Source organism: Streptomyces sp. SCSIO ZS0520, from assembly GCF_025643355.1.
GTDB classification, from domain to species: domain Bacteria; phylum Actinomycetota; class Actinomycetes; order Streptomycetales; family Streptomycetaceae; genus Streptomyces; species Streptomyces physcomitrii.
Map to the genome: position 1 here is coordinate 1,134,370 of NZ_CP092644.1, position 24,422 is coordinate 1,158,791.

A 24,422-nucleotide genomic window follows, 5' to 3' on the forward strand; every position below is an offset into this window, starting at 1 on the left:
CTTTCGTTCCTCTCAGGCGATTTCGTGGCGGAATTCGGCGGGCCGGGGCCGTTCGTTGCCGAGCAGCATGATCAGCAGCGGGGCCTCGTCCCCGTCCTGGAGCCCGAGTTCCTCGACGTAGGAGATGTTGTCGAAGCCGAGGGCGACGCCCGCACCGAGGCCGAGCGCGGAGGCCGCGGTGTAGAAGGTCTGCGAGACGGCGCCGACGGTCCCGGCGACCAGCCGGTATCCCCGGTCGCCGACCGCGTCGAGGACGGCGGTGGTGCGGACCGTGGGCACCAGGACGGCGCCCGCCTGTTCCAGGTTGTAGTTCGAGAGGAAGTAGTTGCGCTGGAGGAAGGCGCCCGAGGAGCCGGGGGTCACCAGCTTGAGCGCGTGGGCCTCCGGGTCGTAGGCGTAGGCGCCGGGCTCCAGTCCCTCGACGTGGTTGACGAAGGCGTAGAGCCGGGTCAGGGCGGTGCCGCCGGGTTCCTCGGCGTCGCTGCCGAGCGAGGTGGCGGCGCAGGCGGCGAGGGTGGAGGCGAGCTGGACCGCCGTCAGGGGCCGGCGCGCGTCGAAGCGGCCGAAGCTGCTGCGCCGGGCGCGCAGCACCTCGGAGACCGAGGCCTTCGGCAACTCAGGTGCGGGCAGGGCGAGTTGGCCCTCGCCCCGGACGGGCAGGACGGCGGCCGCCGCCGCCAGGGTGCCCGGGGCGGGGCGCTCGGTGGCGTGCTCGGCGGTGGCCCGGTGGACCTTCTGCAGGGTGTCGAAGGAGAGCAGGGTGCGGGAGGCCGTGACATCCCGGTGCCGCACGACCGGGGCCGGGCGGGGCGCGGGGCCGGGCGGCCGGGAGCCCTCCCAGGACAGCGGCACGACGGCGAAGATGCCCTCCTCGGCCTCGTCCGCCGGGTTCTCGGGGCGGTCCACCCCGAGCAGCCGGGACAGGCGCTCCTCGTCGAACCAGAGGGCGGGCGCGATCCGCAGGCCCAGCGGCCGTGCCCACATCCGCCAGGTCTGCACCACGGTGCCGAGGTCCATGCTGACCACGTGGAAGGAGAAGTTGTTGTACTTGAAGGCGTTCTGCCAGTACTTGATGCCGAGGATGAGGAACTGGTCGGTGTCGGCGCCCTCGGCGCCCTCCCCGAGGACGGCCCTGACCTCGCCGGTCACATCGCCGGTGAGGAGCCTGTTCACCGCGTGCTGGGACGGCGAGTAGTGGTACAGGCCGGGCGTCAGCGGCCCGCTGGAGCCCGCGGCCCAGTAGACGCTGACCGGGTAGAGGCCGCCGCCGGAGGCCGTGCCCCGGGAGAAGTTGGCGTGGGTCGCGTGCGGCAGCCCGGCGAGGTCGGTGTTGGCCTGCACGCCGAGCCGGCGGTCGACGAGCCCGTAGGAGTCCTGGAGCATGCCCGCGAGCAGCGGCAGGGTGAACGCGGCGCCGTCCGCGGCGCCCCCGGGCCCGGGCAGGCAGCCGGCGGCGATGTCCGCCTCCGCCGCCTCGGCCGGGCTCTGGGGCAGCGGGAAGGTCTCGGTCCCGGGATAGAACTTGTTCTTGCGGGGGCGGTCCGCCCAGTTCGGCACGAAGTCGACGGGCTCCATCGGGACCCGGCTGCGCCACATGATGTCCTTGGCGTACTCATGGGCAACACCCATGGGGTCCTCCTCTCTGCGGCTCTCTGGGGCTCTGCGGGGCACGACCGGCGGGCGGTCAGGGGAAGGGGTGCGGTGCGGGGTTGAGGTCCTCGGGCAGCAGCTCCCGGTCCCTCAGGCCCGCCTCGTGCAGGGCGGTACGCATCCGGGGCATGGTGCGGGCCCGCTGCCGGGACCAGCCGAAGTCGATCGGGAGCAGCCCCGGCACGAGCACCGAGACGGTGTGCAGGCCGAGCCGTCGCTGCTCGGGCAGGCTCTGGTCGACGACCACCACGTCGAAGCCCCGCTCCGCCACTGCGCCGACGCAGCGGGCCAGGTCCTCGCCCAGGTCCGGTGCGGCGTGGCGGCCCCGGTCGTCCGGCCAGGCGAGGTCGGCGAGTGGGCGCGGGTCCGGTGCGGGGCCCGGGGCCCGGAGCAGGAAGTCGGCGTACCGGCCCATCTCCGGGACGCCGTAGACGAGCGGGTGGTCGTGCAGCGCGGTGACCTGGTCGAAGTCGGCGGCCATGGCGCGCAGCCGGTCCTCGTCGCGCACCGTGCGGTCCTGGAGGTTCACCGCGTCGGTGGCGATCTCGCAGAGCGCGGAGTCGAGGGCGGACTCGGGGTCGAGCCCGGCTCCGGCGCCGAAGCACATCCGGCCGGGGCCGCCGTCGAAGCGTTCGGCGACGGCGGTCACCACCGGCACCGGGAAGGAGATCCGGGTGTCGAAGAAGCGGGCCCGGTAGCCGTACATGGCGAGCCGGTCGACCATGGCGCGGGTGGCGGGCCTGGTGCTGCTCGCCGGGTCGATCTCCGGCAGCGGCTGCTGCCCGTACCAGGTGAGCAGGAAGGCGTCCCGCTCCACGACCTCCATCAGGCCGAAGTAGGCGGCCTCCGCCCAACTTCCGCCGGAGGCGCAGCCGTTGGAGCTCTCCTGCACGAACCGGTTCTCCAGGCCCGGCGCGTGATAGTACGTCAGGATCTCGGGCACCAGGCGGGGTTCGCCGTCGCGCAGCGACCAGCCCCATACCCAGGGGATCTCCCGGTCCGGGTCGAAGGGGCGCACCCGCGGGTTGTCCCGGTAGAACTCCGGTGCGTACAGGCCGACTTGGCGCGGGTCCACGGCCTGCGCGCGGAGCTCGTTCAGGCTGCCGCGAACGGTGAGGGCGCGCCCGCGGGCGCGCATCCCCGCGTACCGTTCCAGCCCTTCGAGGACGCCGACGCGGGCGCTGCGGGTGAAGGAGTTGGTGTGCCCGCCCCAGAAGGTCTCCCGCAGGTACTCGCCGGAGCGCATCGAGAAGCAGCCGATGGTGGCCGAGGTGGAGGTGGAGGAGACGTCCTGCACCAGGGAGGGGCCGAGCGCCCCGCAGACCGGGTTGGCGAAGGCCGCCACCGGCAGTCGGTACGACTCCAGGGCGCGGGTGCGGAAGGTGCCGGTCCTGTGCTTGGGCGAGGGCTCGCCCGGGGGCCGGGCCGCCTCGGCGGTGTCCTGCTCCCGGACGCCGCAGCGCGGGCACTCGGGGTCGGGCACCAGCGGATAGCGGCGCACCGCGAGCGAGGCCAGGTCGAGCAGCCGGATCTCCGCGAACGGGCCCTCGGGCAACGGGCCTCGGGCCACCGCGCAGGCGAGGGCCGCGAGGGTGTCGGCGACCAGCGGCGTGGCGAAGGGCCAGGGACCCGCGGTGCGGGTGCCGCCGCCCAGTTCGAGGGCGTCGCGCAGGGCGACCGAGCGCACCGCCTGCCACCGGCGTTCCAGGCAGCGGGCGCAGCCGGGCGCGCCCTCGGCGGTGACCGGGCCGAGCACCGCGTGGCGCCCGTAGAGCCAGACCGGCAGCGGCGCCGATCCGGTGACCGGGCCGCCGAGGAGGAGCGCGTCCTCGGTGCGGGCGGCGCCTTCGCGGTCCGCCTCAAGGGCGTCTGGGAGGGCGGCTCCGGAGCCGCCCGGGACGGCGTTCCCGGCGTCCTCCTTCGCGTCCTCCTGGAAGGCGTCCGTGAAGCCGAGCGCGGCGAGGCGGACCGCCGGGCCGCCGAAGTCCCGTAGCGCGCGGTCGACTCGGGCGGGGAAGTCGCCCAGCTCGCCCAGCCGGGTCAGGCCCGGCGGGGCGGCCTTGAGGGTGGGCGCGCTCACCGGGCGGCTTCCGCGCCGAGCAGCACCCGTACGGTGTGGATGCCCGCCGCGCGCAGGTCCGAGGAGCCGGTGGCGGCGGCGTAGGCGTCTCGGCCCGCGGCGCGCAGCCGGTCCAGGACCTCGGTCCAGGCGAGGGGTGTGCCCCGGTCCGCCTGCGGGGCGGTGCCCGAGACGGTGAGGGTGCGGGCGTCGAGGTCGCGCAGCAGCGGGTCGCCGGTGTCGACCGGGCCGCCCGCCTCGTCGGCCGCGTACTGGGCGGCGCCGAGCAGTTCGCGCAGGGCGGCGACGGCCGCGGTGCGCCGGTCGCTCTCGCTGCCGAGGGCCCAGTGCTCGCCGTGCCGGGCGAGCAGCACGCTCACTCCGCTGCGGTCCTCCTCGCCGAGGTCGAGCAGTTCGGCCTCGATGCCGAGCCGGGCGGCGGAGCGGACCAGGAAGAGCAGTTCGGCGTCCTGGCCGTCCGGTCCGTCGGCAGCGTCCGGCTCGGGCAGCGGGACCCGGGAGGCGGCGGCGCCCCGGACGGCGCGCAGCAGGGCGTCGTGGCCGAGGGCGGAGAGCAGCCCGCGCACGGCGGCCTCGGCCGGGTCCTGGCCCGCGCCGGTACCCGCGGAGCTGCGCTCGAAGCGGCGGTCCTCGTTGTCGGGGCCGAAGGGGCGCACCGCGCCCGCGGGGACCAGCGCGGGCTCCTTGGTGACCAGCGAGATCGCGGGCAGGTAGCGCACCTGTCCGCCGGTGGCGATTCCGCTGGCCAGCACCAGGGAGCCGGGGTCGACCAGGGTGCCGGCCGCGGCGGCGCCGACCAGGTCCCGGGCCGGCACCACGTGTTCGGCGTAGACGCGGGCCGCGGCGTCCAGGGCGCGCAGCCGGGCCCCGGCGACATGGTGGATGTCGAAGGCGGCGACGGTGCGGCTCGGCCCGTGTCCGAGGCCGAGTTCGACGGCGCCGGTCTTCAGCGGGATCTGGGTGAGCGGTTCGTCGGCGAAGCGCTTGAAGACCCCGGCCCGCGAACGCACGAGCACGGTACGGGAGTTCAGCTCCTCGACGAGTTCCTCGGCCTCCCGGGCGGTCTCCAGGGTGGGCAGCGCGGGGCCGCTCGCGGCGTCCGCGGTGGTGAGGTCGGCGGCGGGGACCGGCTCGGGTTCGGCGCAGTACGGGCAGCGCGGGTGCGGCAGCAGCGGCTCGGCGGTGACGTCCAGGGACTCGGTGTCCTGGACGACGAGCCGGCCCTCGGTCTCCGGCGGCAGGGCGCCCGAGGTCAGCCGGAAGACCTCGTAGCCGAGGAGGTTGCCGGTCATCGCGGCGAGCGGGCGGCCGGGGACGGCACCGTGCGGCGCGCTGCCGGGGACGGCCAGGGCGCTCCACAGGTCGGCGGCGGCGCCCCGGTCGCCGTTGGAGCCGAGCCGGAGGGCCGCGCAGGACCAGCAGCCCGTCGAGCCGTGGCTCATCAGCGGGCCGACCACGGTGTCCTTGCCGAAGGACCAGGCGGCGAGCAGCCGCCGCCCCTCGGGCACCCCGGCCTGCAGCAGGGCGGCGACCCGGGCGGGCGCGGTCTCCCCGGTGACCAGGACGACGTCCCAGCCGTCGAGTCCGGTCCAGGAGGCGGGGTGCGCGGCGCCCTCGCCGGGCAGCGGCAGGAGCTGTACGGGGCAGCCGTCGGCCTGCGCCTCGGCGGCGTCGGCCTCGGCCGCGGCGAGGTCGAGAGCGGGGTCGGTGCCGATGGTGGCGCAGCCGTTGCGGACCAGGCTGCGCACCGCCCACTCGGCGACCAGGTCCTGTCCGAGCACGGCGACGCGGGTGTCCCGGAAGCGGGCGAAGCGGGCCTCGGCGTCGTCGGCGTAGTGGTCGGCGTAGGCGATCTGCGGGCCGTAGCGGCGGGCCACGTCCGCGGGGAGCGGGGTCTTCGCCGCGTCCGGGTCCCGGGCGGGGACATCGCGGGCGAAGTCCCGGTCGTAGAGCGTCCGGACGAGTTCGCCGACCATGGCGCGCTGTGCCTCGCCCAGTCCTTCGCAGAGCTGGGCGACGGAGTTCTCGCCGGTCAGATGCGGGACGATGAGGGTGGCGAAGCGGTAGGCGGACTTCGCGTTGAGCCGGAAGCCGCCGTCGGCGTTGTGGAAGAGCACGCCCTCCGGTGTCTCGGTGAAGAGCACGTCCCGGCGGATGCGCGGCCGGGTCGCGGCGACGGCTTCGTAGCTGGCTGAGGCCATGAGTGGACACCCCTGTTTGCGGAATCGGAGCGGTTCGGGCGAGCGGTGCGGTCGGGCGGGGCCGGGCGGCGGACGGTACGGAGACCGGGGCGCGGCCGGCGGCTTCTCCCGTTCAGTGCGGTACGGCGGCGGGCTCCGCTGACTTCGTACGGTGATGCCAACGCGCGTAGAGCTGAAGGAAAGAATGCATGCGGTAAGGACCGGGCGGGCCGTCTTCGAGGAGTCCGGCCTCGGCGAGCTGTTCCAGTACGGTCTCGGCGTCGCCGAAGCGCTCCGGTACGTCCGCCGGGTGCACGATGCCGCCGTCCGCCTCCGCGCCCAGGTGCAGGAAGGCGGCACCGGCCTCGGGGTCCAGGGCGTCCAGTGCCTGCCCGAGCACGGCGGGCACCGAGAGCCGCGGGTCCTCGGCGAGGGTGAGGCGGGCGGGCGGGTTCCCGGCGAGCCAGTCCAGGCAGGCCGCCACGGTCAGGCCGGGGCGGGTGAGCAGGCGGGCCGCCGCGATGCGCAGGGCGAGCGGGAAGTGCCCGCACAGCTCGGCGAGTTCGGCGGTGGCGCGGGGCTCGGCGGCGGTGCGCTCCTCGCCGAGGAGTGCGGCGAGCAGGCTCCGGGAGTCCGCGGCGGGCAGCACGTCCAGCCGGTGCACGGCGCCGCCGTGGGTGGCGACCACCGCGGCGAGTCCGCGGCGGCTGGTGAGGAGCACCGCCGCGCCCTCGGGGGCGGGCAGCAGCGGGCGCACCTGCCAGCCGCTGGCCACGTCGTCCAGGACGAGCAGGCGGCGGCCCGTGTCGGGTTCGGCGGGCCGCAGTTGGGCGGCGGCCTCCTCGCTGGTGAGCACGGAGCCGTCCGGCCGGGACATGGTCACCACGGTGACCCCGCCGGGGAAGGAGTCCCGCACCTCGTGGGCGGTCTGCAGGGCGAGGGCGGTCTTGCCGATGCCGGGTGCCCCGGAGACGACGACCAGGGCGCCTTCGCCGCCGTCGGCGAGCAGCCGCCGCGCCAGCTCCGCGCGCTCGCGGACGCGTCCGGTGAAGCCGGGCACGGCCCGGGGCGCGGGGGCGGCCGGGACCGCGGCGGTGACCGTCCGGGGCACCTGCACGGTGAGGGCGGTGGCGGTCGCCGCGACGCGGGCGGGCCGGGCCCCGGTGGGCGCGGGCTCCTCGGGGGCGCCGACGAGGGCGGCCGACGGGTCTCCGGCGGCGGTGAGTTGGGCGCGGGCCGGGGCGGGCAGGGCGGCGCGGGGTGCGGGGCTGAGCGGGCCGAGGTCCTCGGCGCGCAGGATGGCGAGCTCCAGGCGCTGGAGCCCGGGGCCGGGGTCGATGCCCAGCTCGTCGTGGAGCCGCTCCTTGACCGCGCGGTACTCGGCGAGCGCCTCCGCCTGCCGGCCGGTGCGGTAGAGCGCCTCGATCAGCTGCTCGGCGAAACGTTCGCGCCCGGGGTGGTCGCGGACGGTGTCCCAGAGGTCGACCAGGACCTGTCGGCACTGCCCCGCGGCGAGTTCGAGGTCGCAGACCCGCTCCAGGACGCGCAGGCGCTCCTCGACCAGGCCGGGCAGCGCGTCGCGGTGCAGCATCCGGGAGGCGACATTGGCGAGGAGCGGCCCGTGCCAGAGCGCGAGGGCCTCCTTGAGCCGGTACAGCTCGCCCTCGGCGTCCTCCCCGGCGGGGGTGTCGGCCAGGGCGCGGAAGCGGACCAGGTCGAGGGTCCGGTCGCTGGCGTGCATGCGGTAGCCGCCGGGCACCGACTCGATGGCGGCGCCGTCGATGCCGTACTTGGCGAAGATGCGCCGCAGCCGCAGCACACAGGTCTGCAGCGCGGCCCGTGCGGTCGCGGGCTGCTCCTCGTCCCACAGGGCGCGCAGCAGATAGCCGGTGGACACCACCGAGTTGGGGTGCAGGAGCAGGGCCGCGAGCAGGCTGGTGGGCTTGGAGGGCTTCAGTACGGCGGTCTCGTCACCGTTGGCGATGCTCAGCGGGCCTAGCAGCTGGAACCGCATCGGCGGCACTCCGTGTCATGTCTGCGTGCGGAACAGCGACAGCCACCGAAGGGCACAAGGCCGCGAACCGGCCACTCCCCGCCGGGCAGGTCCCCGGCGGAACTCCCGGAAAAGGATTCACCGGAGTGATTCCTTCCGCCCTGATACCGCCCAGTTCGGCACCGCATCGGCGAGTTCCCCCCTTGAACCTCGGCGTTAATGACCTGTGCTCACAGATCACGGTGAACACAGGACCACCACGAAACCAACTCCGGGAAGTGCGCAGTGAGCACGGAGTATGGACAACTGTTCGGTGGCCAAAAGCCGTTGGGCATACTATTCAGTGGATTCCGATAAGTCGACCCATCGGTTCCCAGTCAAATCGGACCACTTGATTCCAGGGACCCGCGGCGCAGCGCCCGCTCCCGGCCCGCACACCCGGCCTCGGGCCGACCGCCCTCCGCGCGGATCCGCCCCCTCGCACCCGTCTGCGCACTACAGACGCGGGCCGAGCACCCGGGGAACGACGGCGACGGCACCCCGGGAAAAAGGTGAGCAGTATTCATTTCACGTCCCCACCTGGTCCGCTTCAGGACAGGCGGTGGACGCGAAACGGACAACTCAACCGGAAAGCATTTTCCCCCGGGCGGCTGGAATTACCCCCCGCAGAGGCCGGGGGCAGCACGATCATGCGCGGGAAATGACAATGGTGTGAGACGGCCGCCGAGCGGGCGAGCACCTTCCGCGAAGCCCCGAAAGTGACGCATACCCGCACCCCGGCAGCCGAGCCAAAGACGGTGAAAATCGGGGCAATAACGCACGGCCTTTACGTATCCGTCACAGGTGCGCGCGGTTCACAGTCGGCATCGCCCGTGTCACCGATAGCGACCGCGAGAACCATTCGGAGCCGCCGAGAGAAAAGGCGCCAACTCCTTTACCCAGCAGGCCTCTTGGATAAACGAGACGCCGCGGCGCACCGTCGGCGGGCGGCCTCGCGTGCGAAGCCGTACGAGAGAGCGCGCCTCGGTCGGCTCGGGGTGCGTCCATGTCGTGGGGACCGGTGTCGCGTGCGCGGTGGATCATCGGGTACGAGAGGACGAGGAGCAGGAGGGAAGGGCCTTCCCCGGCCGCGGGGCCGACCGGGGCCGCGATGCTTCTCACCGCCCATGACCGGGAAGTGGCGTGCTGGATGGAACTGTCGGGAACCGGGCTGGTCTACGCGGTCCTGGGGCTGGGTGCTCTGGGAGCCGCGGTGCTGCCGAGGATCGTGGCCCGCAGACCGCTCTCGGCGCCCATGATCTTTCTGGCCCTCGGATTCGCCGTCTTCCTGCTCCCGTTCGACCTGCTGCCCGACCTCGATCCCGTCGGCTCCGGCACCACCGTGCAGCACCTGACGGAGATCTGTGTGGTCGTCGCCCTCATGGGCGCGGGACTGGCCATCAATCGCCCCTTCGGCAGGCGTTCCTGGTCCACCACCTGGTGGCTTCTGGGTCTGGCCATGCCCCTGACCATCCTGGCCACGGCACTGGCCGGCTGGACGCTGCTCGGCTGGGCACCGGCGGTCGCGCTCCTCGTGGCGGCGGTCCTGGCGCCCACCGATCCCGTCCTGGCCGGTGAAGTGCGGGTCGGGGAGCCGACCGATGCGCAGTACGACGAGGACGAGGTGCGGTTCGCCCTCACCAGCGAAGCAGGCCTCAACGACGGGCTCGCCTTCCCCTTCGTCATGGCGGCTCTCGCCCTGTCCGCCGCCTCCCTCACCGGCTGGTCCGGATCATGGCTGTGGCACTGGGCCCTGGTCGAGGTGCTCCTGCGCCTTACGGTGGGAGTGGCCGTGGGCATCGTCCTGGGACGGCTCCTGGGCCGGCTCTTCTTCCGGGCGCGCAACGAGTCGCTGCGCCTGTCCGAGCACAGTGAGGGCTTCGTCGCCCTGGCCACCGCCGCCGTCTCGTACGGGCTGACCGAACTGCTGCACGGCTACGGCTTCCTCGCCGTCTTCGCGACGGCCGTCACGATCCGGGCGGCCGAACGCCCCCACGGCTACCACCGCGTCATGCACTCCTTCATGGACCAGATCGAGCGGCTCCTCACCGGGGCGCTGCTCTTCCTGGTCGGCGGCTTCGTCGCCCAGGGCGGCCTCTCGGCACTGACCTGGCGCGGCGCACTGCTCGCGATGCTGCTCCTGCTGGTCATCCGGCCCCTCATCGGATACCTCGCGCAGCCGCCGGGTACCCGTGCTCCCTCGGCGCGGCTGGTGACCGCTGTCTTCGGGATCCGGGGCATCGGCTCGTTCTTCTACCTCGCCTATGCCTTGGGGCACGGTGAATTCGCGGTCGAGGCCGGGCAGTTGTGGGCGGTGGTCACGTTCACCGTCGTCGTGTCCGTCTTCCTGCACGGTGTCGCGGCGGCCCCGGTGGTGGCATGGCTCGACCGCTGGGACCGCCGGCGGCACCTCGAGACCGAACAGCCGTAGTCCGGGCGCGAGCCGGGCGGGTACACGCGATGCCCGACCTGACGTCGGCCCTCGGCAAGGGCCCTCACCCCGCCGGTCAGGCCTTGGATGCGGTGCCACGGCGGTACTTCGGCCAGGTCGGCGGCTCTCTTGGCTACCGCTCCGCCTTCGGATGGTCCTGGTCCAGGCGGTGCAGGAAGGCACCGAAGCCGTGGGGTGCCCGGTGAGTCGTGCGGCCCGAGGTCATCACGGGACAGGCGTCGGTGCGCAGGATGCGCGTGCGAGGGGGCAGGGCGTCGACGAGTGCGCGGTCTTCGCCGTGGGGGACGGTGGGGAAGCCTCCTGCCCGCAGGTAGGTGTCGGCGCGGATGCCGAAGTTGGCGCCGTGGACGTGCGGATGGTGCCAGCGGGGGCCGGTGCGGCCGGCGAAGTAGTGGGCGTCGTGCAGTGCGCGCACGGCCGGTTTCACCGGCGGCGTGGCGGAGAGCCGGACGGTGCCGAGCACGCACTGCCAGTTCCTGCGGGCGCAGGTGAGCTGGTGCACCAGCCAGGAGGGGTGGACGCGGCAGTCGGCGTCGGTGGTGGCGATCCACGTGGCCTCCACAGGCGCGCCGCAGGAGTCCAGGCCCCGGGACACGGCGGCGGCCCGGGCTCCGCCCGCGGAACGCTCGGCGATCTCCACCACTTCGGCGCCGAAGCTCTCCGCGACGGCTCTGGAGGTGTCGGTGCAGGAGTCGGCGGCCACCACCAGCGTCAGCGGGGGCGCGATGGGGAGGTCGCGTCGGCAGCGCTCCTGCGCCTGCCTGAGGGTACGGAGGGTCTCGGGGAGGGTGGCTGCCTCGTTGTGGGCGGGGATGGCGACGACGACGGCGTCGATCACGGTGGTCACAGCAGTCCCTCGGCGGCCGCGGGAGTCGGCGGCAGCGTCCCGTCCGGCAGCGGGCGGGTGAAGGTCTGCAGGACGAAGTCGGGGTCGCGGAATCCGCATCCTTCGATCAGCCCGGGCGTCTGCCGCAGGCTGGACACGAGCCGGGAGCCGGTGAGGCGGTGTTCGGCGACCGGGTGGTCCCAGTGAACGGTCACGAGGGTGCCCCCGGGCTCCAGACCCTGCACGGTGCGGTCGAGGATGTCCCGCAGCCCGTCCTCGTCGAAGTAGTAGAGGAGTTCGGACAGCACCACCAGGTCGAAGGTTCCCTCGGGCCACTGCTCCGGGACGACGAGGTGCTCGGTGCGGACGTGAGGGAGGTCGCGGTTGCGCGCGGCCGCCTCCTCGACCGCGCGCGGGACCCGGTCGCAGGCGAGCACCGAGTCGCAGCGGTCGGCCAGCAGCCGGGTCAGGACCCCGACCGAGCAGCCCGGTTCGAAGGCGCGCCGATAGCGCGGACGCGGCAGGGCGGCCAGGGTCAGCGCGTACTTGCGCTGTTCGTACCAGCGTCCGGCGAGGTCCCAGGGGTCCGCGGCGCGGGCGTACATCGCGTCGAAGTACGTACCGGGCGTGGGAGTGTTCATCAGGCGTCCCTCTCGGTGATCACGGTCTCGAAGGAACGCTGGTGATGGGCGAGTTCTCCCGGCGGGAGGATCACGGCGGCGTGGTCGGCCAGCGGCGCGGTCTGGGTGCGGAAGCAGCGCAGGGCCCGGTCCTTGCGGATGCGCGCTTCGGCGGTCAGCGGCAGACGCCCGCAGGCCTGCCAGGGCACCCGCTCGTCGTCCGGACCCGCCCAGTGCCACATCCAGATCGGGTACTGCCACAGGTCGGCACCGGCCGCGGCCGCGGCCGAGCGGGCCGCCCGGCCGGCCGCCTCGTGGTCGGCGTGCAGATCGCCTCTCCAGGGCGCCACGCACAGAGGTGCCCCGATGGCGTGGAGCAGTTCCCCGATCCGCTCGGTGGCCGTGGTCTCGTGCGCACCGAGCCGGGTGTCCGGCAGCCCGAGCCGGTGGCGCGCCGCAGGCTCCACGCCGAGGATGTCCAGTGCCTCGGCCAGCTCCTTCCTGCGGGCCCGGGCCAGCGTGGGAGGCGGCATCAGCCGGCTGCCCGGATGAGAGGCCTCCCCGTCGGTCAGGGTGAGGACATGGACCTCGCGGGTGGGGGTGAGCTGTGCCAGCGTGCCGCCGAATCCGAGGACTTCGTCATCGGGGTGTGCGGCCACGAGGAGGACGGGGCCGTCCGGCAGCAGCGGCTCCGGCCAGCGGTCCGGGTTCGGCCAGGAGGCCCACAGCTCCTCACCGGTGCCCTCCGCGCCGATGGCCGCGGCTGCCCGTTCGCGGTCGCCGGGGCGGGTCTTCGGCTCGCTCATCGTGCCCGTCCCGGGCTGCCCGACCGGTCGCCGTCTGCGGCCAGCGCGGACCCCAGCGCTGCGAGGTCACGTTCCGCGTGGTGCTGGCGGATGTACACGCCCAGGTCCGCGACCCGCTGGGCGTGCTCACCGTCGTGGCACAGGGGCCCGGCGCCCAGAGCCCGTCCGACCTCGTCCAGTACCCGCGCACAGACATCGGCCACCACCGCCCGGGTCCTGGCCGCGCGTACGAGCGCCCCCGCGCCGGCGTCCGCGGGGTCGGCGTCGATCTCGGCCGCCGCGGTCTCCAGGACGCACTCGGCGCTGTACAGGGCGGTGTCGACCGCGCCCAGATGCGCGGCTGTCAGCTGGTCGGGCTCACGCCGCCGTACGGAGCGCAGCAACGTGTCGGCGACACCGCGTGCTCCACCGAGCCAGCAGGCGGCCACCCCGACACCGCCGTGCCAGAAACCCGGGCGGTGCGTATAGGCGTCCACCTCACCGACGGGGAGGGCGGGCACCGCGTCGAAGACCACGTCGGGTGTGTCGCTGCCGGCCATGCCCACCGCCTGCCAGGACCCCGCCACCGCCGCACAGCCGGGGTGCTCGGTACCCACGGCGAAGAGCCGTCGTCCCGCATCGGTCTCGGCCGTCACCAGGGCATGCGTGCAACTGCCGGCGCCGGAGCAGAAGGCCTTGACCCCGTCCAGGCGCCACGCGCCCGTCCCTTCCGGCGTGGCCTTGAGGACCGCGCCGGGAGGCTGGGCCGCCCAGACACCCCAGCGCTCCTGCGGCGCGGGCGGAGGTGCGCCCAGCTCATGGAGGATCGCTGTCGCGTCGGCGTGGCCTTCGGCCAGCCGGGTCAGGGAGAGGTCCGCGCGACCGAGACCCTGCAGGAGGGCGAAGCGCTCCCGCGTCGCGCCCGACCCGGGCAGCGGCATCTGACGGGCCTCGCCCTCCACCCAGGCGGCGAACCTCGCGGAGGCGGCACTCCGCAGGCGACGGCCATCGGGCGACTCGTGGTCGCTCCTCGCAGCTTTCACCGCTTCAGCGCCCCTTTCCTGATCGGTCGTCGACGCCCGGGCGCGTACCTCACGCGGGCGGGGCCGAGGCTCTGCCTTCGGACGGCTACGGCTCCATCCCCTCGCCTTCGGCCGCGCTCTCCGCATCCTCGGTGACGACATCGTCCTCACCCCGCGGAGCGCGGCCCTCCTCCCGCTCCCGGTGCGCCTCACGGGGCTCCGGCTTCTTGTCCACTCCCTCCTCCTCGTGCTGCTCTGCGGACTGGGAACCATCGAAGCTGGACACTGGTTCTTCTCCCTCTTCCGGAACCGCTCGGGGCCCTGGATTTGCCCTGTGCAGGCCCTCATGGAGGATCTTGGCCCTATGTGGACCGTGGGTGAGCGAAGGCCGGGTGCCCGCTCGGCCGCTTGCCACACATCTCCCACCGGGCGGGGCACAGGCCGACCCGACCAGGGGCGGGGCAGCCTTCGAAGGACAACGGCCCGAGGCGCCCGCGCCCGCCGGACTACGATCACCTCATGACTGTGCTGAGCTACGACCGCCGCCTCGCCGAACTCGGCGTGCAGACCGACCTGTTGCGGTCGCACGCGCAGGGGGCGGACCTCCGGGTGCCGGTGCCCAGCTGCCCCGGCTGGCACCTCGGCCAGCTCCTCGGCCATGTCGGCGGGGCGCACCACTGGGCCGGGTCCGTGGTCCGCAGCCGGACCACCGAGCCGGTCTCGGAGGACCTGGTCAACGACGTCTCCGCGTACACCGAGGCCGATCCCGGGAAGCTGGACGCCTGGCTCGCCGAGGGCGCGGCCGGGCTGGCGGAGGCGCTGCGCGACGCCGGGCCCGGGACACCGGTGTGGAGCCCCGGGCCGGAGGGCACCACCGACTTCTGGGCCCGCCGGATGCTGTACGAGACGGTGGTGCACCGGGCCGACGCCTGCGGGGCGCTGGGCGTGGAGTTCACGCTGGACGAGGAGCTGGCCGCCGACGCGGTCGAGGAGTGGATGGGCTTCGGCACCGTGCCGGAGGTCCTCGAACCCCAGCCCGGACTGCCGCCCCTGCTGGGGCCCGGCCGCCGGCTGTACTTCCACGGAACCGGCACCGGCACCCCGGTCCGGTGGCTGGTCGACCTCACCGGGGAGGCGGTCCTCTGCCGCCCCGCGGCGGAGGATTCCGCACGGGAGGCCGCCGTCACCGTGACCGCCCCGGTGGCCGATCTCGCGCTGCTCCTGTACCGGCGGCGCACCGCCGCGGACGAGGGGGTCGAGATCCGCGGTGACGCGGGGCTGCTCGACCTCTGGCTGGAGTGCGCGGGCTTCTGGCTGCGGGCCTGAGAGGAGGACGGCCCTCCGGGCGGCGTGGTCCCGCGCCGCCCGGAGGGGACCGCTCAGCCGCGGGAACGCCGCCGCAGCGCGGGATCGTCGAGCACCGCGGGCCGGTAACCGGCGTCCCGGGCCGAGAGGTTGGTGCCCGGTGGCACGATGGCGTCGATCGCGTCGAGGATCTCCGGGCCGAGGGTGAGGGCGTCGGCGCCGAGCTGGCTTTCGAGCTGCTCGAAGGTGCGCGGCCCGATGATGGCCGAGGTGACCGCCGGGTGTTCGAGGACGAAGGCCAGGGCGAGCTGCACCAGGGTGAGCCCGGCCTTCTCGGCGAGCTGGGCGAGGGCTTCCGCCGCCGCCAGCTTGGCCCGGTTCTCCGCCGCGCTCACGTCGAAGCGCTCCGGCTGGCGGTCGGCGCGGGTGACCCGGGGCTGTGCGGCGCCCTCGCGGAAGCGCCCGGAGAGCCAGCCGCCGGCCAGCGGGCTCCAGGACAGTACGCCGAGTCCGTAGCGCTGGGCGAGGGGCAGCACCTCGCGTTCGATGCCGCGGGCGAGCAGCGAGTACGGGGGCTGCTCGGTCACCACGCGCTCCCGGCCCCGGCGTTCGGCGATCCACTGGCCCTCGACGATCGCGGAGGGCTCGAAGGTGGAGGTGCCGATGTAGCGGATCTTGCCCTGGTGGACCAGGTCGGACAGGGCGCCCAGGGTCTCGTCGAAGTCGGTGCCGGGCTCGGGCCGGTGCACCTGGTAGAGGTCGATCCAGTCGGTGCCGAGGCGGCGCAGGCTGTTCTCCACCTCCCGGATGATCCAACGCCGGGAGTTCCCCCGCGCGTTGACGTCCTCGCCGAGCGCGCCGTGGAACTTGGTGGCCAGCACGACGTCGTCCCGGCGGCCTCCGGCGAGCGCCTTGCCGACGATGGTCTCGGACTCCCCGGTCGAGTAGACGTCGGCGGTGTCGACGAAGTTGATGCCCGCGTCCAGGGCGCGCCGGATGATGCGCACGCTGTCCTCGTGGTCCCGGTTGCCCCGGGCGCCGAACATCATCGTCCCCAGGCACAGGGGGCTGACCTGGACGCCGGTACGTCCGAGGGGGCGGTAGGCGGTCATCGTGAACTCCTGGTGGTGAGAGGCGAGTTGGCGGGGACGGCGGGGCGCGCGGGTGGGGGCGGCCGGGGTCTTCCCGCCGGGCGTACAGCGGCTCAGGTGGCCGCCGCCAGGCCGATGCCGAGGTGGCCCTCGCTCCGGTCGACGTCCTCGAAGAGCCGGTTGGCCGGGCGCGGCAGTCCGTAGTGCTCGCGCAGGGTGCTGCCCTCGTACTCGGTGCGGAAGAGTCCGCGCTCCTGGAGGATCGGCACCACCCGGTCGACGAAGACCTCCAGGCCCGAGGGCAGCACGGCGGGCATGATGTTGAAGCCGTCGGCGGCGCCGCTGTCGTACCAGTGCTCGATGGTGTCGGCGACCTGCTCGGCGGTGCCCGCGAAGGTGCGGTGGCCGCGCCCGCCGCCGAGGCGGCCGATGAGTTCGCGGACGGTCAGGCGCTCCCGGCGGGCGAGTTCGACGACCAGGGTGTAGCGGCTCTTGGCGCCCTCGATCTCGTCCTCGGTGGGGATGTCCTCGGGCAGTTCCTCGTCGAGGTGGAGGTCCTCGGGGGCGATCCGCAGCCGCTCGGCGAGCTGCCGCTTGGCGTACTCGGGGACGATCAACCGGTCGAGTTCCGCGTCGAGTTCGCGGGCCTCGGCCTCGGTCTCGCCGATGACGGGGACGATCCCGGGCAGGATCTTGATGCCCTCGGGGCTGCGGCCGAGGGCTTCGGCGCGCTGCTTGACGTCCTTGTAGAAGGCGATGCCCTCCTCAAGGGTCTGCTGCGCGGTGAAGACGGCCTCCGCGTAGCGGGCGGCGAACTCCTTGCCGTCCTCGCTGGATCCGGCCTGGACGAGCAGCGGATAGCCCTGCGGGGAGCGCCGCACGTTCAGCGGTCCGTCGACCCGGAAGTACGTGCCCTGGTGCCGGATGGCGCGCACCCGCTCGGCGCTGGCGAAGACCCCGCTCTCCTTGTCGGCGAGGACCGCGTCGTCGGCCCAGGTGTCCCAGAGCTTGGTGGCGACCTCGACGAACTCGGCGGCGCGCAGATAGCGGGCGTGGTGCTGCGGGGTGTCGTCGAGGCCGAAGTTGCGGGCGGCGTCGGCACCGGCGGTGGTGACGATGTTCCAGCCCGCCCGGCCGCCCGAGACATGGTCGAGGGAGGCGAAGCGGCGGGCCAGGTTGTAGGGCTCGTTGTAGCTGGTGGAGGCGGTCGCGATGAGGCCGATGCGGCTGGTGGCCCCGGCGAGCGCGGTGAGCAGGACGGTCGGCTCCAGCTTGCTGACCGGGCGGCGCCCGGGGTCGCCCTGCAGCACGGGGCTGTCGGCGAGGAACAGCGAGTCCAGCTTGCCGCGTTCGGCGATCCGGGCGAGGTTCGTGTAGTGGTCGAGGTCGGTGCCGCCGGAGGCCGGGCTCTGCGGCAGCCGCCAGGCCGCCTCGTGGTGGCCGACCGACATCAAAAAGGCGTTCAGGTGCAGCGGCTTGCGCTCAGGCATCGTTCTTCTCCGAAGGTACGGGCTCGGGGTGCACGCCGAGCGCGGTGAGCAGGCGGTCGCGGTACTCCTGGAAGCGGGGTGCGCGGCGGCTGCGCGGGGTGGGCAGGTCGACGGCGAGGTCGACGGCGATCCGGCCCTCCTCCAGGACCAGGACCCGGTCGGCGAGTTCCACCGCCTCGTCGACGTCGTGGGTGACCAGGAGCACGGCGGGCCGGTGGCGTTCGTACAACTCCCGCAGCAGCCCGTGCATCTTGATCCGGGTGAGGGCGTCCAGGGCGCCGAACGGCTCGTCGGCCAGCAGGAGTTCGGGCTCGCGGACCAGGGCGCGGGCGAGCGCGGCGCGCTGCTGCTCGCCGCCGGACAGCTCGTGCGGCCAGGAGCGTTCGCGGCCCGCGAGGCCGACCTCGGCGAGGGCCTTGCGGCCGCGGTCCTCGGCCTGCCGGCCGCCGAGACCGAGGACGACATTGTCGAGCACCCGCAGCCAGGGCAGCAGCCGCGAGTCCTGGAAGGAGAGCGACACCCGCTCGGGCACGGCGAGTTCACCGGAGCCCCGCACCCCGTGGTCGAGGCCGGACAGGGCCCGCAGCAGGGTGGACTTGCCGGAGCCGCTGCGGCCGAGGAGGGCGGTGAACTCCCCCGCGCCGACGGTCAGATCGATCTCCCGGAGCACCTCGCGCTCGCCGAAGCGGCGGACCAGTCGGCGGGTGCGCAGGGCGGGCGGTGCCGCGGTCAGCGGGCCAGGGTGTGCCGCCATGACAGGGCCCTCCTCTCGATGATGCGGACGAGGGCGTCGGAGGCGTAGCCGAAGATGCCGTAGGCGACCAGGCCGACGATGATCACATCGGACTGCGCGTACTGCTGGGCCTGGAACATCATGTAGCCGATGCCGCTGGTGGCGTTGACCTGCTCGACCACGATCAGGCCGAGGAAGGCCGAGGTCACCCCGAGCCGCAGCCCGACGAAGAAGCCGGGCAGCGCGCCGGGCGCGACGACCTTGCGCAGGAAGGTCCAGCGGCCCAGCCGCAGGCTCTCGGCGAGCTGGACATGGCGGCCGTCGATGCCGGTGAGGGCCGCGTAGGTGTTGATGTAGACGTTGACCGCGACACCGAGGGCGATGACGGTGACCTTCATCTGCTCGCCGATGCCGAGCCAGAGGATCAGCAGCGGCAGCAGGGCCAGCGAGGGGATCGCCCGCTTGATCTGGAGCGGCCCGTCGACCAGGTACTCACCGCTGCGGCTGAGCCCCGCCACCACGGCGAGCAGCACCCCGGCGAGGACGCCGAAGAGCAGCCCCAGCGCGGCCCGTTGCAGGGAGGCCAGGGCGTTGTCCTGGAGCCGCCCGGTGGACACCAGGTCGGAGGCGGTGGACAGGACGGTGCCCGGGCCGGAGAGGATGCGCGGGTCGAGGTAGCCGAGCACGGAGGCCAGCCACCAGACGGCGACCAGGAGCACCGGGCCGATCAGGCGCCCGAAGGGGACGGCCCGCCCCGGGCCGAGGCGGCGGGGTCGGTGCCCCTGGCGGGCGGGGGCGGCGCCGGAACCGGGCGGCGCGGGCCGGTCGGCCGCCCCGCGGGGCGGCGCTCCCGGGGTGCCGGGCGGCGCCGTGGCCGTACGGGCGCGGGACAGTGTCTCGCTCATCGGGTCTCCTGGTACGCGGCGGGGACGGCCTTGGCGGCGAGGCCCTCGAAACGGCGGTCGAAGAGGTCGGTGACCTCGGTCCTGGGCACGAAGCCGCCCTCGGTGAGCAGGTCGGCGGTCTCCTGCTCCCAGGCGATCGCCCGGTCCCAGCTGACCGGGAACCGGGGCTTGCGCAGCGACTTGACGATGCGTTCGCCGTCGGCGCGGGTCACGCCCTGGTCCTTGACGTAGTAGGTGTCGATCCACTCGTCGGTGTTCTCCCAGGCCCAGACCTGGCCGCGGGCCCACAGCGGTACGAAGTTGCGCACCGCCGCGGCCTTCGCCTCGTCCTCCAGTACGGAGGTGGGCGCCCACAGCACGGACAGCAGGTCGACGACGTCGGTACGGACCGGGCGGGCGCCGTCCTTCGCGTACTGGCTCAGGTACTTGGTCAGGGTCGGCTCGCTGAGCGGCGCCACATCGACCTGCTTCGACTGCAGGGCGGTGAGGAACTGGGTGCTCGGCAGCGGGACCAGCTCGACGTCCTGGTAGCCGATACCGGCCTTCTTCAGGGCGCGCAGCACCACGACGCCCTGGGCCTGCCCCTGCGAGAAGGCGATCTTCCTGCCCCGGAATCCGCTCACCTCGCGGATGCCGGAGCCGGGTGCGGTGGCGAAGACGTAGGTGGGGTGATGGCGTTCCTGTACGGCCACGATCTTCGCCCCGACGCCTATCACCTCGGCCTGGATGGGCGGAATACCGGCGTTTCCGGCGAGGTCGATGGAATGGGCGCGGAAACCCTGGATAATATCCGGCCCCGCGGAGAGGTTCGGCCACTCGGGGACCGTGAACTTGAGTTCCTTCGCCAGCCCCGCGGGGCCGAGTTGGAGGCGCGCGGTGCGTACCGCGACGGTGAGTCTGGTGCCGGGCGGCGGATCTCCCGTCGGGAGTTTGCCGAGGGGCTTCTCACTGGCCGCGTTCTGGGTCGCCGGGGCGCAGGCGGAAAGGGAGACAAGCGCACCGCCCGCGAGGGTGAGAAAGGAACGGCGGGCGAGGGGCGCGGAGTTCAGAGGAGGCATGGGAATTCCTGGGGAAAAGGAGAAGGGGGAAGGGGAGCGGAGAGGGAGCGCGGGTGGGAGGGGCGGTGCGTTCAGAGCGGCAGATAGCCGCCGTTGTGGAAGAGGAGCGGAGTGCGGCTCTCGTCGAGGTGCACCTCCTCGACCCGGCCGATGACGATGCGGTGGTCGCCCGCGGGCACCAGCTGCTCGACGGCGAGCCGCAGCCATCCGGCGGCCCCGTCGAGCACCGGGGCGCCCCCGTCGAGCCGCCGCCAGGCGGTCGGCGCGGCGAAGCGGTCGATGCCGCTGGTGGCGAACCGCCGTGCCACGTCCTGCTGTTCGGCCGCCAGGAAGTTGACGACCGCGGTCTCGGCCCGCTCGATGTGCGGCCAGGACGAGGAACCGGTGGCGATGCCGAAGGAGGCGAGCGGCGGGGTCAGCGAGAGCGAGGTGAGCGAGGTCGCGGTGAAGCCGACCGGCCCGCTGCCCGCGTCGGCGGTGATCACCACGACCCCGGCCGGATAGCGGCGGAAGGCCTGCCGGAAGCGGTCGGGATCGACACCGGTGTGCACGGGAGAGGCGGCGGTGAGGGTCATGTTCTCCTCCTGGGAGGGCGGGGCGCGGTGTGCGGCGGGGCTGGGGCAGGGCGCGTGCGGGCATGCGGGGGTACGGGAACGGGGCACGGGGCGTACGGAGTCGAGGGGTACGGGAGCCCGGGGCGGTGGGGGACAGCACCGGGGGGAAAGGGATTTCGCCGCTGGGCGGGTTCAGGGCTTAGCGGGGAAAGCGCAGGAATACGGTGAGCCAGGGGGCGCGCGACGCGAGAAATTGGCCGTCGAAGGACCGGAACCGTTGCCCGTAGGTCCGCCGCGCGGTCACCAAGAGCCGCTCGGAGAGCGGGAATTCACGGCGCCACGGATAGGTGCCACGGACACTCGTACACCCGTAGACGTGGAGGCGGAGGCGGAGGCGGACGCACGCGTACTCGTATCCCTACTCGCACTCGTACGCATGGAACCGCGAAGCACCCGCAACCGCGAACGAAGGTGACTCGAAGGTGATACGGAAGACTCTCGGAAGCTCAAGAACCCTGCCGGGAAAGGGTTATCGCGTACCCGGACAGGAACGGCGACAGAATTCCGGCGGGCGGAGCGGGAGAACGCCGGGACAGCGTGGCGCCCGGTGGGGCGTGCTCTTTTCCACTCGCTGTCGGCTGCTCATGAATCCATCTTCTCGTTCTTCTCCGAGACGGGTCAACAATGCAACTCACTGAATTAAGTCGGCCCGCCGCGGCCGCTGTTCAGGAGGCCGCGGAGAGCGCCGGCCAGGGTCCGAGCGGGTCGGCGTAGAGGGCGCCGAGTGCCACCGCGGCGCCCGCCGTGGCGAGGACGGTGCCGGTGAAGCTGCCGGGTACCACGGCGCGGGCGGGGTCCTCGCACACCCAGGAGCGGGCCGCGACCTCCTCCCTGAGTGCGGCGAGCAGGGCGGGTTCCCGGCTCGACCCGGCCTCGACCACGACCAGGACCTCCGGGTCGAACATGTCGAGGAGCAGGGCGGCGGCCCGGCCCACGAGCCGTGCCCGGCGGCGGAAGAGGGCCACCGCGCGCGGCTCCCCGGCGAGGGCGAGCCCGAGGAGTTCCCGGAACGTGCCGGTTTCCAGGCCGAGTTGCTTCGCCTGACGCACCATCACGAGTTCGGAGACCTGTGACTGGAGGCAGTCGGGGCGACCGCAGGAGCACGGCGCGCTTCCGGTGTCGTCGCCCGATCCCAGCCCGGCGAGGAGCCCGGACTCCCCCGCCTCCTCCGCGCCGAGCGGGAGGTGGGCCACGCTGCCCGCCCCGGAGTGCGGGCCGAGGTGGACCGCGCCCTGGGTGACGAAGGCGGCGTCCACCACGGCGCCGACGAAGAGCAGCACCGTACTGGTCCGGGTGGACACCTCCCCGAAGAGCTGCTCGGCCCTGGCCAGCGCCCGGGAGTGGCTGTCGACGTGGACCGGGAGACCGGTGGCGGCGGCGAGGTGGCTGCGTACCCCTACGTCCTGCCAGCCGAGTTGGGGGTGCTCCACCACCGTGCCGGAGGCCGGGTCGACGCGGTGGCCGGTGGCGACGCCGAGGGCGAGCACCTCGCGTCCGGCGCAGTGGGCGCGTCGCAGGGCGGGCAGCCGGGCGGCGAGGTCGTCCAGTATCCGGGACGGATCGGTGTCACGGTGCGGGCGGCGGTCCTCCGCCACGATGCGGCCGGTGAGGTCCATCAGGGAGACCGTGGAGTGGGCGACCGCGATGTGCGCGCCCGCCACCAGATAGCGCCGGGTGTCGATCTCCAGCGGGACATGCGGGCGGCCGAGTCCCTTGGGCCCGGCGGTCTGCGGGCGTTCGCGCAGCAGTCCGCGGGCCAGTAGCCGGTTGCAGTGGCCGCTCACGGCGGCCGGGGACAGGCCGGTCAGCCGGGCGACCGTGCTGCGGGCGACCGGCTGGTGGTCGAGGACCGCGCCGAGCACGGCGGCGATACCCGAGGACCGGCGGACCGGTACGGCGGGGATCTCGGAGCGGCGGACCGGGCGCGGCCGGCTCACGGACGGTGTTTCCACGGGACTTCCCATGCCTGGGCGGCGAGTTGGCCGGAGCCGCGCCACCCGCCCCACGGCCGGTGACTGCTCCGGTGACGGCCCCGGGACACCGGGAGCCCACGCGGCCGGGGCCGCGACCTGCGGGAGGGGCAGGGAGAAGGGGCGCCGTACACGCCCGGTTCACCGGGGCCGCGTCACAGGCCGCCGCGCGCTGCCGGTCCACGCTGAACGACGGGGTCAGCCGCGCTGACACGCCGCCGAGCAGACGCGCTTGAGGTCGACATGACCTCGGGACGTCAGAAGCGCGGAACGGTGCATGGCGCGCAACCTAACCGCCGGCCGGAATGCAGGTCAACGCGGTGCCCGCATGGTGGACCGGCGAATGGACACCCGGGCGACCGTCGGCAGACCGCCGAGGTCGACGTGGTGGACACGCACGGCCGACCTCAGAGGAGTAGGGAGAGAAGAGGAGGGAGAGAAGGAGAAGGCAGCGGGAAGGGAGACTGGGAGAGGGCAAAGAGCCGGGAAGCGGGCTCGCCGCCCGCTCCCCGGCTCTCACACGGCGGCAGGTCCCGGGCCCCCGCTCCCGGGACCCGCGGCCGACCGTCTCAGCCCTTGAGCTTCTTCGCCTTGCGGATCGCCTCGGTGAGTGACTGCAGTACGGGCGTGTAGCCGAGGTAGCTGTAGCGCTCCTCCATGGCCCAGGGCACCGTCTGGCCGGCCTTGACCGCGGGCAGTTGGAGCCAGGTCTTGTGGCGCTTGAGCTCCTCCGGGGACTGGGCGCTCGACCTGTTGTCGATCATGATCAGGTCCGCGTGGTACTTGTCGGCGTTCTCCCAGCTGAGGAACTCCCAGAAGCCCCATTCGTCGCTCTTCTTGCCCTCGACGAACTCGATCCCCAGCTCCTTGAAGAAGTGCAGGTCGCAGTAGGAGTCGGGGACGGCCACATACATCTGCTGGTCGTCGCCGGTCATGGCGAGGACCTTGATCCCGCCGTTGTCGCGGGCGGCGGCGCGCAGTTCCTCGACGGCCTTGTCGAAGTCCTTCTTGGCCTTCACCACCTCGGGCGCCTTGAGGTCGGCGCCCAGGCTCTCGGCGAGTTCGGCGGTGCGCCTCAGCGGCTGGAGCAGCGAGGTGTGGGCGACGCTGATGCCCACGGTCTTCGCCAGCGACTCGATCTTCTTGCGGCTCTCCTCGGGGACGAACCACAGATCGGGCGGCGGGAACATGTTGCTGATCAGCAGGTCGGGCCCGAGGGCCGCGTACTTCTCGATGCTGAACTGCCCGAACTCGGTGCCGAGGCTGGTCAGTTTGGAGAGCGGCAGCCTGCCCGCCTGCGGGTTGGGCTTGCCGTCCACCGGCTTGCTGGGACCGAAGATGCCCTTGACCTCGACGCCGTAGTCGTACAGGGCGGCGGCCGTGCTCACGAAGGCGACCAGGGTCTGGGGCCGTGAGTCGAGGCTGACCTTCCGGCCGCGGTCGTCCTTGAAGGTCCAGGGGCCCTTGCCGCCGGACTTCGAGCCGCCCTCGGTGGAGTCCTCGTCCGAGTCGCCGCCGCAGGCGGTCAGCGGTGCGGCCAGCGCGAGGGCCGCCGCGGAGGCGAGTATCCCGCGGCGGGACACTCCGGGTTTGTTCACCATGTTCTCGC

At 73.4% G+C, this 24,422-nt stretch carries 19 protein-coding genes; 2 read left to right on the forward strand and 17 right to left on the reverse strand.

Annotated elements, in window-relative coordinates; all coding sequences use genetic code 11:
* Positions 1-12 precede the first annotated feature (12 nt).
* From MID12_RS03785 to MID12_RS03800, 4 genes are all read right to left on the reverse strand, one after another.
* The gene (locus MID12_RS03785) at positions 13-1,629 is read right to left on the reverse strand and encodes a SagB family peptide dehydrogenase (RefSeq protein ID WP_263164865.1); all 1,617 of its coding nucleotides are present in this window, start codon (positions 1,627-1,629) and stop codon (positions 13-15) included.
* A gap of 55 nt (positions 1,630-1,684) precedes the next feature.
* Positions 1,685-3,730: a TOMM precursor leader peptide-binding protein gene (locus MID12_RS03790; protein WP_263164867.1), complete on the reverse strand. Its 2,046-nt coding sequence runs from the start codon at positions 3,728-3,730 to the stop codon at positions 1,685-1,687.
* A complete protein-coding gene (locus tag MID12_RS03795; protein WP_317633362.1) occupies positions 3,727-5,931 on the reverse strand; it encodes a TOMM precursor leader peptide-binding protein in 2,205 nt (734 codons plus the stop codon). The genes MID12_RS03790 and MID12_RS03795 overlap by 4 nt, the downstream gene beginning before the upstream one ends.
* 112 nt (positions 5,932-6,043) lie before the next feature.
* Positions 6,044-7,924: an AfsR/SARP family transcriptional regulator gene (locus tag MID12_RS03800; RefSeq protein ID WP_263164869.1), complete on the reverse strand. Its 1,881-nt coding sequence runs from the start codon at positions 7,922-7,924 to the stop codon at positions 6,044-6,046.
* A gap of 1,168 nt (positions 7,925-9,092) precedes the next feature.
* Between MID12_RS03800 and MID12_RS03805 the strand changes: the two genes are divergently transcribed.
* Positions 9,093-10,373, forward strand: a complete 1,281-nt coding sequence (locus MID12_RS03805) for a cation:proton antiporter (RefSeq protein ID WP_263164871.1) — start codon at positions 9,093-9,095, stop codon at positions 10,371-10,373.
* Between the two features lie 133 nt (positions 10,374-10,506).
* Here MID12_RS03805 and MID12_RS03810 read toward each other — a convergent pair whose 3' ends face one another.
* From MID12_RS03810 to MID12_RS03830, 5 genes are all read right to left on the reverse strand, one after another.
* Positions 10,507-11,241, reverse strand: a complete 735-nt coding sequence (locus tag MID12_RS03810) for a glycosyltransferase (protein WP_263164873.1) — start codon at positions 11,239-11,241, stop codon at positions 10,507-10,509.
* Positions 11,238-11,861: a class I SAM-dependent DNA methyltransferase gene (locus MID12_RS03815; RefSeq protein WP_263164875.1), complete on the reverse strand. Its 624-nt coding sequence runs from the start codon at positions 11,859-11,861 to the stop codon at positions 11,238-11,240. Before MID12_RS03815 ends, MID12_RS03810 begins: the two co-directional genes overlap by 4 nt.
* Positions 11,861-12,646 carry a PIG-L deacetylase family protein gene (locus tag MID12_RS03820; protein WP_040246708.1) on the reverse strand — a complete coding sequence of 262 codons (786 nt, stop codon included), beginning with the start codon at positions 12,644-12,646 and terminating at the stop codon, positions 11,861-11,863. Before MID12_RS03820 ends, MID12_RS03815 begins: the two co-directional genes overlap by 1 nt.
* Complete coding sequence (locus MID12_RS03825; RefSeq protein WP_263164878.1) at positions 12,643-13,668, reverse strand: acyl-CoA dehydrogenase; 1,026 nt, start codon at positions 13,666-13,668, stop codon at positions 12,643-12,645. The genes MID12_RS03820 and MID12_RS03825 overlap by 4 nt, the downstream gene beginning before the upstream one ends.
* A gap of 85 nt (positions 13,669-13,753) precedes the next feature.
* A complete protein-coding gene (locus MID12_RS03830; RefSeq protein WP_263164880.1) occupies positions 13,754-13,933 on the reverse strand; it encodes a hypothetical protein in 180 nt (59 codons plus the stop codon).
* A 233-nt stretch (positions 13,934-14,166) separates the two neighbouring features.
* Here MID12_RS03830 and MID12_RS03835 point away from each other — a divergent pair, with 233 nt between their 5' ends.
* The gene (locus MID12_RS03835) at positions 14,167-14,973 is read left to right on the forward strand and encodes a maleylpyruvate isomerase family mycothiol-dependent enzyme (protein WP_263164882.1); all 807 of its coding nucleotides are present in this window, start codon (positions 14,167-14,169) and stop codon (positions 14,971-14,973) included.
* 53 nt (positions 14,974-15,026) lie between these two features.
* Here the strand turns inward: MID12_RS03835 and MID12_RS03840 are convergent, their stop codons facing one another.
* The 8 genes from MID12_RS03840 to MID12_RS03875 all read right to left on the reverse strand — a co-directional run bounded on the left by MID12_RS03840 (position 15,027) and on the right by MID12_RS03875 (position 24,414).
* A complete protein-coding gene (locus tag MID12_RS03840; RefSeq protein ID WP_263164884.1) occupies positions 15,027-16,064 on the reverse strand; it encodes an aldo/keto reductase in 1,038 nt (345 codons plus the stop codon).
* Positions 16,065-16,156: 92 nt separating this feature from the next.
* Positions 16,157-17,533 (reverse strand): LLM class flavin-dependent oxidoreductase, encoded by a 1,377-nt coding sequence (locus MID12_RS03845; RefSeq protein ID WP_263164886.1) that lies wholly within the window; start codon positions 17,531-17,533, stop codon positions 16,157-16,159.
* Positions 17,526-18,287 carry an ABC transporter ATP-binding protein gene (locus MID12_RS03850; protein WP_040246718.1) on the reverse strand — a complete coding sequence of 254 codons (762 nt, stop codon included), beginning with the start codon at positions 18,285-18,287 and terminating at the stop codon, positions 17,526-17,528. Before MID12_RS03850 ends, MID12_RS03845 begins: the two co-directional genes overlap by 8 nt.
* Positions 18,263-19,171: an ABC transporter permease gene (locus MID12_RS03855; protein ID WP_263164889.1), complete on the reverse strand. Its 909-nt coding sequence runs from the start codon at positions 19,169-19,171 to the stop codon at positions 18,263-18,265. The genes MID12_RS03850 and MID12_RS03855 overlap by 25 nt, the downstream gene beginning before the upstream one ends.
* Entirely contained in the window at positions 19,168-20,229 is a 1,062-nt protein-coding gene (locus tag MID12_RS03860; RefSeq protein WP_263164891.1) for an ABC transporter substrate-binding protein, read from the reverse strand. The genes MID12_RS03855 and MID12_RS03860 overlap by 4 nt, the downstream gene beginning before the upstream one ends.
* Before the next feature lie 71 nt (positions 20,230-20,300).
* The gene (locus MID12_RS03865) at positions 20,301-20,804 is read right to left on the reverse strand and encodes a flavin reductase family protein (RefSeq protein WP_263164893.1); all 504 of its coding nucleotides are present in this window, start codon (positions 20,802-20,804) and stop codon (positions 20,301-20,303) included.
* 704 nt (positions 20,805-21,508) lie between these two features.
* Complete coding sequence (locus tag MID12_RS03870) at positions 21,509-22,807, reverse strand: ROK family transcriptional regulator (RefSeq protein ID WP_263164895.1); 1,299 nt, start codon at positions 22,805-22,807, stop codon at positions 21,509-21,511.
* A gap of 575 nt (positions 22,808-23,382) precedes the next feature.
* Positions 23,383-24,414, reverse strand: a complete 1,032-nt coding sequence (locus tag MID12_RS03875; RefSeq protein ID WP_263164897.1) for an ABC transporter substrate-binding protein — start codon at positions 24,412-24,414, stop codon at positions 23,383-23,385.
* Between the last annotated feature and the right edge of the window lie 8 nt (positions 24,415-24,422).

Coding starts and splice junctions, on each gene's coding strand:
- MID12_RS03785 (WP_263164865.1), bottom strand. CDS start 1,629: ATGGGTGTTGCCCATGAGTACGCCAAGGACATCATGTGGCGCAGCCGG.
- MID12_RS03795 (WP_317633362.1), bottom strand. CDS start 5,931: ATGGCCTCAGCCAGCTACGAAGCCGTCGCCGCGACCCGGCCGCGCATC.
- MID12_RS03800 (WP_263164869.1), bottom strand. CDS start 7,924: ATGCGGTTCCAGCTGCTAGGCCCGCTGAGCATCGCCAACGGTGACGAG.
- MID12_RS03805 (WP_263164871.1), top strand. CDS start 9,093: ATGGAACTGTCGGGAACCGGGCTGGTCTACGCGGTCCTGGGGCTGGGT.
- MID12_RS03815 (WP_263164875.1), bottom strand. CDS start 11,861: ATGAACACTCCCACGCCCGGTACGTACTTCGACGCGATGTACGCCCGC.
- MID12_RS03820 (WP_040246708.1), bottom strand. CDS start 12,646: ATGAGCGAGCCGAAGACCCGCCCCGGCGACCGCGAACGGGCAGCCGCG.
- MID12_RS03835 (WP_263164882.1), top strand. CDS start 14,167: ATGACTGTGCTGAGCTACGACCGCCGCCTCGCCGAACTCGGCGTGCAG.
- MID12_RS03840 (WP_263164884.1), bottom strand. CDS start 16,064: ATGACCGCCTACCGCCCCCTCGGACGTACCGGCGTCCAGGTCAGCCCC.
- MID12_RS03845 (WP_263164886.1), bottom strand. CDS start 17,533: ATGCCTGAGCGCAAGCCGCTGCACCTGAACGCCTTTTTGATGTCGGTC.
- MID12_RS03850 (WP_040246718.1), bottom strand. CDS start 18,287: ATGGCGGCACACCCTGGCCCGCTGACCGCGGCACCGCCCGCCCTGCGC.
- MID12_RS03855 (WP_263164889.1), bottom strand. CDS start 19,171: ATGAGCGAGACACTGTCCCGCGCCCGTACGGCCACGGCGCCGCCCGGC.
- MID12_RS03860 (WP_263164891.1), bottom strand. CDS start 20,229: ATGCCTCCTCTGAACTCCGCGCCCCTCGCCCGCCGTTCCTTTCTCACC.
- MID12_RS03865 (WP_263164893.1), bottom strand. CDS start 20,804: ATGACCCTCACCGCCGCCTCTCCCGTGCACACCGGTGTCGATCCCGAC.
- MID12_RS03870 (WP_263164895.1), bottom strand. CDS start 22,807: ATGGGAAGTCCCGTGGAAACACCGTCCGTGAGCCGGCCGCGCCCGGTC.
- MID12_RS03875 (WP_263164897.1), bottom strand. CDS start 24,414: ATGGTGAACAAACCCGGAGTGTCCCGCCGCGGGATACTCGCCTCCGCG.